Raw genomic sequence first — 12,605 nt, forward strand, 5'->3', positions numbered from 1 at the left:
CGCCGGTAGGCGGTGCCCAACGCCGACTGGGGCGCCGCGAGCAATCAGTGACCGTCTCCGCCTTCACCGATGACATGCGCCACGGCCCGCCGGGGGACGGGAGACGACCTCCCGATCGTTTATAGTTGAATTTGGCGTCAAGTTCAATCAAAGCTGGGCCCCGGAAAAGCGTGGGTTACGGCCGGGTTCCGCGCCGGGCGGCTCGGCCACGGCGAGGCGCCCGGCCCGCAGACAGCGCGCCGCGGGCCGGAGCCCGCCGCGCCTGGTGCGACGCGTGGCCCAAAGGGCACTGCGCGGCAGCCGTTGCGCGCATGCGCCCGCGCTCCCGACCTTGACAACCCGTTTGCTCAGCTGAAAGCTGACCGACCGCTTCGCGCTTGATCTGCTCGAACTGGCTCACCCAGGTCGACACCGCCGCGCGGGAGAAGGGCATGAGTCGGCTGAGGAGGCCCGCCTCCACCTGCTCCGGGCGCCGGAGTCGCTCCTGAAAACAGGAGCGACCCGGGGAGCACATGACCCCACGCCGGCCATCCGGCCGGGCCCCGGCGCGCCAGCCACCCGAGTCGCCGAACACGATGCCGCCCTCGCACGCCACGTAGAGCAAGCACTGTGCTTACTGGGTCAGTCCCGAATGACGACCCAGCGGCCATGATCCGGGCCAGTTCCGGACCAACTCTCCGCCGTCCAGGGCGACCGCATCCGTTTTGGCTGGTCAGGCGAGGGTCTGCACGTGTATCACCATGAGACCGAGCACCTGCTGGTGAGCTACGCGCCGAAGAAGCTCGGCTTCTTCTAGACGCACGCGAAGGGCGCCTGACCTGGTCTTATGCCCGTCAGGCGCCCTTCGTGACTCTCACTCACGCGACGGGGACATCTACGCGTTCCCGCCCGATATCTCCCACCTGTGTCCCACCTCTCATCCGAGCCCCTGCCCTGCCCAGCTGACGGAACACCGGAGGCACAGGCCAGGGCTGCGCCCACTTACCGCTCAGTCACGCGGTGTCGGCCGCGCGCCGTCCTGCCTCCCGATCAGTCGTGGCAGGCCTGCGTGGTCGGAGCCGACCTTGCGGTAAATGTCCGACAGCAGGCGCGTCACCACCCGGTCCTGAGCGCCCAGCGCCTCCGCGATGCCGGCGTTCGACCAGCCGCGGGCAGCCCATTCGGCCACGGTCCGCTCCTGGGCGGTGAGCGACTCCGTGGCCGCGGTGCGCAGCTGGAGCGGCCACAGACCGGCCGCGTCCAGCTCCTCGCGAGCCCGCGCCGCGACAGCGTCGGCCCCGCACTGAACGGCGCCTTCCAGTCCACGGTGAAGCTGCTCGGCCGCGTCCTGCGGCAGTCCGACACGGCGCAGTGCGATGCCGTGGTCCACCAGCGCACACGCCAGGTCGTAGCCGGAGGGTGAGCGCTCGAGGTGTTCGACGGCCTCGGCCAGCAGGGTGACCCGTTCCGCACCGTTGGCCACCGAGGCCATGGCACGCAAGGCCTGCCCGATGGCGGACTGGGTACCGAATCGGCGGGCCCTCCGGACGCCTTCGGAGGCGAACTCGAGGGCCCGTTCCGGGTCGTCGACTTCCAGTGCCTGGGCCAGGTGGAGCTGCCAGGGACACCAGGCGGGGTTGCGCATGCCGCGCGGTTCGAGCCGCAGACCGACCCGGGACAGCTGATGCTCGGCCTCCCTGCGCATGCCGAGGGCGAGCAGCAGCTCGCTGTAGACGGTCTGGGAGTCCGGGTACACCACGGCGCTGGGCACGACCTCGCCGTAGCTGTACATGGTGGCGAGTTCTTGGGCGTCCCTGGTACGGCCGCGGGCGAGCAGGATCTCGATGAGGATGCCGATGGCGAAGTACTGTGCGGGCACCTGGTGCCCGACCCTGTCCGCGATCCGCAGTCCGCCGCGGACCAGGTTCTCGGCCTCGTCAAGGCGTCCGCGGCGATAGCGGATATAGCCCAGGAGTGTGTAACCGAACGACAGATGGGCGCCGCGCCAGCCCTTGGTCTCGCATTCTGCGATGCCCCTGTTGAAGAGTTCCTCCGCTCGCCCGGGCTGGTCGCAGTACATGAAGGTAAGAGCGACCAGGACCGGGACCTCGAAACCCCACTGCTCGTCAGTCCACTTGAGGCCCTCGCCGAGGGCTTCTTCCGCATAGTGGAGTGCGGTGGCAGCGGGCTCGCCACGCACCATGGCGTCCCAGGCACGCAGCCCCAGGATGTACCGCTCCGCCATGCCCCGGCCGGTGAGGTGCTCGGCGAGCCTGGCCAGCTTTCGTGAGCGGGCGGGCGAGTCCTGTTCGTCGGCCCGGAAGGCGTTCCACATGAACTGCTCCGCCTGCATGCGCAGCCGGGTCCTGGCGTCGGTGGCCCCCCGGGCGGCTTCGGCGACCGTCTCGGCGGCCTCCGCCATCCGGTCCGAGTGGCCGAGAGCCTGTGCCAGCCGGTAGACGATGGCCTCGCGCAGGGCCGGGTCGAGGACGGGCTCGTCCAGTGCGGCCTGCAGATGGTTGACCGTGGTCGCAGGTTCGGTCAGCAGGGCGGAGCAGCCGAGTTCGAACAGCACATCGGCCCGCTCCTCCAGGACGGGTGGCTCGCGCAGTGCCCGGGCGAGGCAGCGCCGGGCGGCCTCGGGAGCACCTGCCCTGAGGTACTCACGGGCGGCATCGCGGAACTGCCGCACGGCCCAGGGGTCACTCTCGGGGTGCACCTCCAACAGGTGCCGGGCAACCGTCGTGGCACCCAGGCCCGCGCTCGAGACAACAGCGGCGGCCTGGCCGTGCATGGCCACGCGGAACGCCGCGGGAACCGCCCGGTAAACGGCGGTCGCGACCAGCGGGTGGAAGAACTCCAACCGGTCGTCTTCGGGGGCGTCGGGAGCCGGGTCGGCGAGGATGCGGGCCTGGCGCAGCCGGGCGACGGCGTCGGCGGACTCGGCGTCGCCCAGTCCGCCGACGCTCGCGGCCAGGTTCCGGGACGCCTCGGCGCCCAGCACGGCGGCGCTCCAGGCGAACCGGACGGCGGAGGCGCCGAGCCGCTCCAGCCGCTCGACGAGCCCGCCGCCCTTCACGCTGGAGGCGAGCTCCCGCAGTTCGGGCACGTGTACGACCTGCGGTTTCAGCCCTCGATCGGCGACCTTGGCGGTGAGTTCGACGGTCTCGAACGGGTTCCCTCCGGTGACCGCCCAGGTCTCTCGGCAGAACCCCTCGTCGGCTTCCTCACCCAGGGTGTCCCGGACGATGCGGCTGACCGCGCCGGGGGTGAAGGGTACGAGGTCGAAGGGGCGCGACCCATGGCGTTCGGCAAGCCTGCCGAACGCCACCGCGTCAGCGGGGAGTTCATCGGAGCGGTAGGCCACGACGAGCAGCATCGGGAGTTCGGTGACCCGCGGTGCGAAGCCGGTGAGCCAGGCCAGCGACTCGGCGTCGGCCCAGTGGGCGTCGTCCAGCATCACCACCAGCGGCGCTTGCTGCACGGCGAAGCGGGTGGCGATCCAGTCCAGGCCGTCCCGCACGCCCTGCGGATCGGGGGAGCCGTTGCTGTTCCCCGCCACCAGGCCGACCGCAGGGGCGACGATCTCATACCAACTGCCCAGTATCTTACGGTGTTCCTCCTCGGTGGCTGCCGCCAGTACGGGCTGGACGAGCTGGCGTACGACATGAAACGCGACGCCCTGCTCCTGCTCTCCTCCGCGGGCGAAGAGCACCGTGCAGCCGCGAGTCACGGCCTTCCTCCGCACCTCCGTGAGGAGGGTGGTCTTGCCGAGTCCGGCCGGTCCGGCGAAGGTCAGCAAGCCGCCCGCACCCGGTGCGGCCGAGCCGGTGGACGTCCCGTTCAGGTCGCTCAACAGCGCATCCACTGCCGCGAGTTCTGCGTCACGCTCCAGTAGCAGCCGAGGCGTTCGCCCCGGCCGGTCTCCCGTGTAGGTCACATCCGTTCCTTCGACCGTGCGTCGTCCGAGTATGCGAAGAGTACGCCCTCGGAGACGGTCCGTAGCCCTCGCGGAGCTTTTGCCCCACGGGGGACGAAAATCTGGTAACACCGGCGACCGCACGGCGGATCCACTCTCTCCCCACCTCGCCCACGCTCCTCCGCAGAGGGCGCGCAAACGGTCGCGTGCGCCGGTTTTCACGCCACGTCGCACCCGTCGACCACGGTTGTACGGGCGATGCGACGCCTAGCCTTCGAGGACGGCGAGAACGCGCCAGCTTGCATCGCCGCGGCGGGAGGCGCCGCGACACCCAGGGGGGTGTGTATGGCGAACGTGATGGATTCCGGCCGCCACCCGGTACCCAAGGACCCTACCCGGCGTACCGCCGCGATCAGGATTCCGTTCCCCGCCCGCTTCAGCCCTCATGCGGAGCGTGCCCGGCGGCACACACTGCAGTGGCTGCAGGGGAGCGGCTTGCTGACGGGGGAAGCCGTGACGGCGGAGTACGACGCGCTGCGGCTCGAGCGACTGATGGCGTATTTCTACCCCGACGCCACAGGCAACGACCTCGAGCTCGCAGCGGACTTCAACGCCTGGTTCTTCATCTTCGACGACCAGTTCGACGGGCTCCTGGGGGTACGGCCCGAGGCGATCGAACGTGTGGTGGACAGCCTCGTACGGACCATGACGGCGGACGGCGCGCCCCAGGTGTCCGGCGAGCACGGCCCGCCGCTCGTCCAGGGGTTCCGGGACATCTGGCGCCGGGCCACCGTCGGCACACCGTACGGCTGGCAGCGTCGGTTCCGTACGCACTGGCAGGCCTACATGGCCGCCCACCAGGGGGAAGCGCACAACCGGAACGCGGAACGCCTGCCTCACCTGGAACAGTTCCTCAAGGTCCGGCGGGACTCCATAGGCGTACAGCCTTGCCTCGACTTCACCGAGAGGTGCGGTGGCTACACGCTGCCGGACGAGTTGCACGGCTCCTCCCCGCTGCGGGAGATGCGTGAGATCACCGGCGATGTGGTGATCTTCGTCAACGACATCGTCTCGCTCGTCAAGGAACTGGCAGCCGGGGATGTGAACAACAGCGTCATCGTCCTCCGCGAACAGAAGGGTTGCACCCTGGAGCAGTCCGTCGAGTACATCGCCGCCCTCGCCAACGCGCAAACGGCCCGCTTCGTGCGGCTCGCCGCGACCCTCCCCAAGACGCTGAGCGAACGAGGCGTGCTTCCGGAGGTGCGCGGGCACATCGACCACTACGTGGAGGGCATGGGTCACCTGATGGCGGGCAACCTCGCCTGGTCCCTTGCTACATCCCGCTACGACGAGACCGGGATTGCCTCCGTGAGCGGCGGGCGGCAACGTCCTTGGGCGTATCTCGCCGTGGCATGCGAGTCCACTGGCGAAGGTGCTGGGCGGACCACGCCGGCAGAGAGTTGAGCACTACGGTCGTGGGGGCCTCGGCGGCCGCACCGACACCGCCACATCGGTCGCGCACGGTCTGGTGGCTGGACGTGAGCGCGCACGGAGCCGGTGGTCCGGTCCACGCAGGCCGGGCAGTCAGTGGCTGCGGCTGCGAGGGCCGGCGGGTTCGAGGTGCCGTGGTTTCGGGGCACGATGCCGGCAAGGTCATCCACCTCGGACGCACCGCCCAGGAACTTGATGTAGTAGCGCGGCATCATCCCGCCCTGGCTATGACCTACGAGGTCCGCGTTGCGTGCGCCAGTCGAACCAAGTGCGGCGTTGACGAAGTCCGCAGCTCGGCCACCGAGTCGGGTACGGGGTCGGTGGCGGCATGCCCGTAGTCGAAGGCAAACGCGTAGTAGCCGGCGTTCGCGAGCTGGGGCGAAAGGTTGTAACCCGGGAGAGCGTGAAACGGGTATCACGCCGCGGGGACCTCGCCGCCGCCGCTCGGCGCCAGTCGCCCGGACCGGCTGCGGGCTACGGGCTACGGGCTACGGGCTTACGGGCTGCCGACTGAAGGGGCCGACTGCCAGGTGCCGGGTGGCAACCGCACCACGGCGCCTGCGGCCCGTACCGCCGGACCCGGACGGCTGCGGCCCGTACCGCCCACAGCCGCACCTCACCGCAGTGTCTGCACGCCACGTCACCAGCGGGGCCACGGGCCAAGGCGGGACCGGGCTGTGGCGCGGGCTGTGCACGGGCGTCGGCGGCACTCCGGACCATCCAGCGCAGACTGCTGCCGGCTCCAGTTGCGCTCACGGGCGTGCGCGTGGATGGCCCGGACGAAGCTCTCGACCCAACCCGCGAACCGTGCGCGTCTCGTTGTTGCGGCAGACCTTTACTGTGCAGTCAACGCGGATCCAGGCCACATACCGCAAAACTATGGCGCAATGTGTCGTGTACTTGACGGATCTTCGTCAAGAGACTGAACCGATCACCACGGCACACATCAAATGCGGCGGGACCCCGGTTCCCTGAGTCCGTGAGAAGCAACTCCTGCCGCCCGTGGGGAACAGGCTCCACATCCCTTACCACGCAGACCGCTGCCCCTCTGTGTCAGGAGACAACATGCACAAGCAGTTCGCCGCCGGCCTCGGCACCATGGCCCTGACCGCCGGGATGCTCCTCGCGCTGCCCGGCGCCACTGCCCACGCCGCCGCCTACCCCACCAGCTCCTTCAACGTCTCCTACGGACAAACCTATACGAAGGGCACACTGACCTGGTACAACCAATCGGTCAACGTTTCCGGTGGCAACAACTCCGTGAGTTCGAGCGCGTGTCGGGCGACCTGGGCGCGCACCTTTGCCGGCGGGGAACAGCTGGGTGGCGATGGCGGCGGCCACGTGTGCAATGGCAATAAGACGTTCAGTTTCACCGTTCAGGCCCAAGTGGCAGGCGGGGCCTCTGCCGTCGAGGTCTGCCTCGAAGACGGTAGCTGGAACGACCTGGCATGCAAGATCTACTACAGGCCTTGATTATCAAGGGTCCGGCAGCCTGCCGTCCCCGTCGCAGTCCCATGTCAGGACGCAGCCGTTGGAGGGGGTGCTGAAGGTCTCGCCGGGGGCCCCGAAACGGCCGTGCCCTGACCGCCGGGTCGGCGGTCATGCCGTCCCGGACCGCGAGGACAAGGCGACCTGCGTGCCGGAGCGAATCCCGTTGCGGCTGGTGAACGAGGCGCCGACCGTGACCGGGGCGTCCCTCGGCCACCGCGCCCTCGTCCGCGGACGCGGCGAGCGCGACCTGGCGCGGGCTGGTACCGCCGCACCTTCTGATACGCGCCTTGGACGTCGCGCCCACACGTCGGGTCCATCCTCAGACCGGCGCCCAGGGATCCGGCTGGCAAAGGCTTGGTTCAAGCCCAAGCGGTCGCGGTCGTCAGTAGTGCCCCACCGCCGCACAGTTCCAGCCAGAAGTAGAGCCAGGAGGGGTACAGGCTCTGGGGCCGCTCCGTGACGCGGGCGGCCAGCCGTCCGGCGGCCATGCCCAGCAACGCCACACCAACGGCGAGAACGGCGCCTCGGCGCAGATGGTCGGACGGATCGGCCGCGGCCCAGCCGAGGAGGGCGGCCAGCGCGATGCCGAAGCCTCCGTAGACGGCGCGCACTTCTGTACGAGCCGTCGGTCCCGTCAGATTGATGCCGAAGGGACGGACGAGTGCGGCCGGCGCCACAAGTCCGTACAGGCCCATGCCGAGGAAGAAGAGAGCGAAGGTACAGATCAGTGCGGTGGTCATGACAGGGATGATGAGCTGCATGACCGACGCCGCGCTTTCACAAACGTGCTACTCCACGGCACCGCTGCTGCACCTTTGGCCCGGACGGGCCGTGTACCACGGGCCCTCGATGGAATTGGGCATGCACTCCGGTTCGGTGTCCTGCCTGGCGGTCGGCCTCGACGACGGGTTCACGCTGGAGACGGATGCCGACGGCGGGTCATATACGGGCCGCAGCGCCCTGATTCGTCCACGGGTGCGTCATCGGATCAGGGCCCATGGCTCGGCCATGGCGTTTGGCTACTTCGAACCGGGTTCAGCCGCTGAGCGGGCGTGCGCCGATGCGCTGGGTGCCGGGAACGGGAGGCCGGTAGCGGTGTCGGCGGCACGGGAGGGCGCGTTGCTGGGTCTCGTGGGACAGCCAGGTCCGGAGCTGGAGGCGATCGATGCGGCGCAGGCCGATCCGCGGATACGGGCCGCGACACACCGGTTGCTCCTGGAGCCCCAAGTGCCCCGTGGTGCTGATGACTTCGCCTTTGACGCCGGCCTCTCTCGCTCCCGCTTCCTGCACGTCTTCCGCGAACAGACCGGCATCACCTTCCGGCGTTACCGGCTGTGGGCGCGCATGCTGCGCGCCGGGAGATCACTGAGGGACTTCGGCAGCCTGACGCGCGCGGCGGCGGACGCGGGGTTCTCCAACCCCTCCCACCTCAGCAGCACCTTCCACGCCACTTTCGGACTGCGGCCGAGCGACCTGCTGAGCACCGGCGTGGTCATCGTCGATCACTCCGGCCCTCACTCGAGGCGTCGCGTGGAAGGCGATCGCCAAGGCTCTGACCCACTGACCGAGACCGCCCCATGGCGGAAGGAGGGCCGTCCCATCTCGGTTTCTGGCTCAGCTCCGTGGGGCCTGCACGCTGGGTGACGGTCCTGCCGGCCCCCGGAGTTGCCTGAAAAGTGGCCGATGCCCCGCAGTTTCCTGGGACTTGGAACTGCCGGGCATCGTCGTTCGCTGTGTCACGGCCCGTACCGGACGGGAGCTGTCCAGCGACGGCCATCGCCGCACGACGATCTCGACGACGGCAGCAGCGAGCAGCCGACCTCCGTGAGGGCGAGGAGCGCTGGAGGAGACCTCGTATGCCGCTACCGCATGCGGCCGCGGTCTCGGTCAGAACGACGTCTGTCGTCAGATGGCCAGCAGCGAAACGATGGCCGGACCGAAGGCCGCGCCGAGGAGATAGGACAGGTTGAACATGCCTATGGCCGCGGGTCGTTGGTCCTCGGGGACGGCCGAGGTCGCCTGCACCGCGAACACGCCTTGGCCCGATGCTGCCGCGATCGAGGCGACTGCTTGGGCGATCAACAGGACGAGTGCCCAGACACTGAGCGCCGCCGTCACGGGAGCCACTGTGCCCATGGCGATGAGCACAGTGATGACCAGCCGGCGGTCCACCCGGGCGGAGGCCGCCACGACGAACCAGGACAGCGTGCCACCGAGCAGCAGCGGCCACACCATGGCGACCCCGATCTGGCTGGTCGTCCATCCCGTGTGCTGGGCCAGCTGTTGCGGTATCGCGTAGATCAATCCGAAGTTGACCAGCGCGAGGGAGAACGCGAGCCCTGAGGAGAGCAGGAACTGTGGTGTGCGTACCAGTACGGTCGGCACGAAACCGTCGTGCCGGACGCGCAGGTGCAGACCGAGGAGCACAGCGGCGACGATTGAGCAGACGCCCGCGGCCACCGGCATGTGCGGGATGAAGACCAGCGCCGTGACCAGTGTCGTCAGGAGTACGGCGCCGACCAGGTCGAAGCGGGCGCGGGACGTCGCGGCCCGGGGCGCGTGACGGAGGACGGCTGGTACGGCGAGCACGCTCAGGACGGGGAGGGCGAGTGCGACCCGCCAGGACAGCAGGTCGGTCACGAGTGATCCGACCAGCGGGGCGGTCGAGCCGACCGTGGCGAGCGCGGCGGTGACGAGCCCCATCCGGCGGGCGGAGTCCGCGAGGTTCATGGCGGTCGCCATCAGGCCGGCGGTGCCCAGCGCCTGCACAGCACTGCCGAGAACGAGGAACGGCAGCGCGGGGGCGGTGACGACGAGAATCGCCCCCGCCGACACGAGCAGGCCGCAGACCGTCAGCGCGGCGCGCACACCGCGCCGGCCGAGAAGACCGGCCGTCAGCGGTGTGCCGACCGCGATGCCCCAGCCGTACGCCGTCACCGTCCAGGTCACCGCACCGACCGAGACACCGAGGCCACGCGCTGCTTCGTCAAGGATGAGGGCCGGTCCCGCGATACCGAAGGACAGGGGCGCGGCCAGCAGAGCGAGCCAGATGGCGGGTATTCGGCCAGGGCGACGTGCCTGTCGCTCCGGTTCGACAGGGCGCGCGGTTCCGGGACCTGTGGGTAGGTCACGCATCAGTCCTCCATGGTCAGTCTGTGGGTCCAGGGCCCGCCATGCCTGCGGTGCAGAACGGGCCGGGCATGGCCGCCGGTGTTGATGCGGGCGGGTGGATCGGGGGTTGGCGAGCCGGAGTGAGGTGAGGCTGACGGCGTCGGCGAGCTCCTTGTGCAGGACTGCGAAGGTAAGCGCGGATTGGCACAGACCGAATCGGTAGGGCTTCTGTCCGGGGGTACGTATTTCCCGTCGCGCCTACGGGGCGGCTACTTAAGAGGCAGGCCGCAGTCGCTCTCGTGCTGCGCGGTGAGGCGGGGATCGGCGTGTCGGCGGAGAACCGACAGCGAGCGCCCCAACCACCAGTGCTCCGCCGTCCGATGCCGAAGCCCAGGGACCTGACGAGGTACGGCCGACGGCTTTGCTCCCTGGTCCGCGACCGGGAAAGGATCTGGCCTGTAGCGGGCTTGGTTCCCCTTCACCGCCCCTGTCCTTCAGTCATGCAGAACCTCGATGAGAGGAACGAGCGATATGTGCGGACTTACCGGCTGGGTGAGCTACTCGCGCGACCTGACTCAGCAGGCGGAACTAGCGTCGGCCATGACGGAGACGATGGAATGCCGTGGTCCGGACGCTCGAGGGATATGGATGTCACCCCGCGCCATCCTCGGCCACCGCCGACTGGCTGTCATCGACATCGAGGGTGGTAAGCAGCCGATGCCTGTCACCGGGCGGGACGATGGCCTCCCGGTCATCACCTACACCGGTGAGGTCTACAACTACCAGGAGCTGAAGGAGGAACTCATCGGCCTGGGCCATGAGTTCCGCACCAACAGTGACACCGAGGTCGTCCTGCACGCCTACCTGGAGTGGGGCGAGGAGTTCGCGCAGCGACTCAACGGCATGTACGCATTCGCGATCTGGGATCCACGCACGGAGGAACTACTGCTGGTCCGAGACCGCATGGGTGTGAAGCCGCTCTTCTACTACCCCACCCCCGACGGAGTGCTCTTCGGCTCCGAACCCAAGGCCATCCTCGCCCACCCCGAGGCCCAGGCCGTGGTGAATGCCGAGGGACTGGCAGAGATCTTCGCCATCCTCAAAACCCCGGGGCACGCCGTCTTCCGCGGGATGCACGAGGTCGTTCCGGCCACCGTCGTCCGCTTCGGCCGACAGGGCCACAGCGCCCGGGAGTACTGGAAACTCGAGGCCCGTCCGCACACCGATGATCTCGACACCACGGTCGCCCGTATCCGTGAGCTCCTCGAGGACATCGTGGAGCGCCAGCTGTTCGCCGACGTCAAGGTCGGCACACTGCTCTCCGGTGGTCTGGACTCCAGCGTGGTCACCGCGCTCGCCGCGAAGATCCTTTCGAAGCATGGCGTCAAGCAGCCCATCGACGCCTTCTCCATCGACTTCAAGGGCCACAAGGAGCGCTTCAAGGCGGACACGCTGTGGGGCGACCCGGACATCCCGTTCGCGATCGAGGTGGCCGAGCACATCGGGGCGGACCACGTGAACCACGTCATCGTCGAGTTGCGGAACGGGGACATCCTCGAACCCGAAGTGCGCGACCACGTCCTTCGGGCTCAGGACCTACCGGTCTCGACCGGCGACATGGAGCACTCGCTGTATCTGCTGTGCAAGGCTCTCAAGGAGCAGGTGACGGTCGCGCTCTCGGGTGAGGCTTCGGATGAGATCTTCGCCGGCTACACCTGGTTCCACGATCCGGAGGCCGTGGCGGGCGACACCTTTCCGTGGCACCATCCGTGGTCGAAGCTCGGAGGGATGGACACGCTCAACGAGATCGGTCTCTGGGACCGGTTGGGGCTCACCGAGTACGTCAAGAAGCGGTACAACGAGGCTCTCGATGAGGTGCCGCGACTGGAGGGCGAAACCGGCCACGAGGCGCGGATGCGTGAGATCAGTTACCTCAACATCAGCCGCTGGGAGAATTTCCTGCTGGACCGAAAGGACCGGCTCAGCATGGCGGCGAGCCTTGAGGTGCGCGTGCCGTTCACCGACCACCGGCTGGTGGAGTACGTCTTCAATACCCCGTGGGCGATGAAGAATTACGACGGCCGTGAGAAGAGCCTGCTGCGTGCCGCGACGGCGGACCTGCTGCCGGAGTCGGTGCTGGAGCGCAAGAAGGCTTCCTATCCGTCCACACAGGACGAGGTCTACGTGCGGGCTCTGCGGGAGAAGGTGCAGGATCTGCTGGCCGACGGCGCACCGGTGCAGCAGATAGTGCCCAGGGAGGCCATCCAGAAGCTGCTGGACAAGCCGTTGGAGTCCTACCGCGTGCGGGCCGGCCTGTGGGGCGTGCGGGCCGTCATGGAGCGGCTGGTCGAGTTCAACGCCTGGGTCACCGAGTACAACGTCCGCGTGGAGCTGTGACGAGCGTCGGATTCGCGTACGCATCGACGACCGTCGGATTCGCGTACGAGTCGGAGATGGCGCCGGAGGGCAGCACCCGTCGGCGTTCCCGGTGCCGGGGATGATCACATCGCGGAGCGGGGCGGGGGGGAAAAACCCCCCCCCCCCCCCCCAACCAAAGCAAAACCCCAGAACAAGACAGTGTGGCCGCGGCTGGGGAAAAAACACAAGAGAAGAA

The 12,605-nt window shown here is 68.6% G+C and carries 7 protein-coding genes and 1 pseudogene; 4 read left to right on the forward strand and 4 right to left on the reverse strand.

Annotated features, from left to right (window positions below; all coding sequences use genetic code 11):
• Nucleotides 1–988: 988 nt before the first annotated feature.
• Nucleotides 989–3,919, reverse strand: a complete 2,931-nt coding sequence (locus ABZW18_RS32830) for an AAA family ATPase (protein ID WP_356194708.1) — start codon at nucleotides 3,917–3,919, stop codon at nucleotides 989–991.
• Between the two features lie 324 nt (nucleotides 3,920–4,243).
• On the opposite strand from ABZW18_RS32830, the gene ABZW18_RS32835 reads away from it, so the two are divergent.
• Complete coding sequence (locus tag ABZW18_RS32835; protein WP_356194710.1) at nucleotides 4,244–5,362, forward strand: isoafricanol synthase; 1,119 nt, start codon at nucleotides 4,244–4,246, stop codon at nucleotides 5,360–5,362.
• Nucleotides 5,363–5,565: 203 nt separating this feature from the next.
• Here ABZW18_RS32835 and ABZW18_RS32840 read toward each other — a convergent pair.
• Nucleotides 5,566–5,808: pseudogene (locus ABZW18_RS32840) on the reverse strand (hypothetical protein); the annotation flags it as partial.
• A 646-nt stretch (nucleotides 5,809–6,454) separates the two neighbouring features.
• On the opposite strand from ABZW18_RS32840, the gene ABZW18_RS32845 reads away from it, so the two are divergent.
• Nucleotides 6,455–6,862, forward strand: a complete 408-nt coding sequence (locus ABZW18_RS32845) for a hypothetical protein (RefSeq protein WP_356194712.1) — start codon at nucleotides 6,455–6,457, stop codon at nucleotides 6,860–6,862.
• Between the two features lie 377 nt (nucleotides 6,863–7,239).
• On the opposite strand, the gene ABZW18_RS32850 is transcribed toward ABZW18_RS32845, so the two are convergent.
• The gene (locus ABZW18_RS32850; protein WP_356194714.1) at nucleotides 7,240–7,620 is read right to left on the reverse strand and encodes a DUF4345 domain-containing protein; all 381 of its coding nucleotides are present in this window, start codon (nucleotides 7,618–7,620) and stop codon (nucleotides 7,240–7,242) included.
• 19 nt (nucleotides 7,621–7,639) lie between these two features.
• On the opposite strand from ABZW18_RS32850, the gene ABZW18_RS32855 reads away from it, so the two are divergent.
• On the forward strand, nucleotides 7,640–8,524 hold the full coding sequence (locus ABZW18_RS32855) for an AraC family transcriptional regulator (RefSeq protein ID WP_356194716.1): 885 nt from the start codon (nucleotides 7,640–7,642) through the stop codon (nucleotides 8,522–8,524).
• Nucleotides 8,525–8,785: 261 nt separating this feature from the next.
• Here the strand turns inward: ABZW18_RS32855 and ABZW18_RS32860 are convergent, their stop codons facing one another.
• Entirely contained in the window at nucleotides 8,786–10,015 is a 1,230-nt protein-coding gene (locus ABZW18_RS32860; protein WP_356194718.1) for an MFS transporter, read from the reverse strand.
• A gap of 507 nt (nucleotides 10,016–10,522) precedes the next feature.
• On the opposite strand from ABZW18_RS32860, the gene asnB reads away from it, so the two are divergent.
• Nucleotides 10,523–12,388: an asparagine synthase (glutamine-hydrolyzing) gene (gene asnB, locus ABZW18_RS32865; RefSeq protein WP_356194720.1), complete on the forward strand. Its 1,866-nt coding sequence runs from the start codon at nucleotides 10,523–10,525 to the stop codon at nucleotides 12,386–12,388.
• Nucleotides 12,389–12,605 lie beyond the last annotated feature (217 nt).

It is taken from the genome of Streptomyces sp. NPDC004647 (assembly GCF_040609575.1).
Classification (GTDB): Bacteria; Actinomycetota; Actinomycetes; order Streptomycetales; family Streptomycetaceae; genus Streptomyces.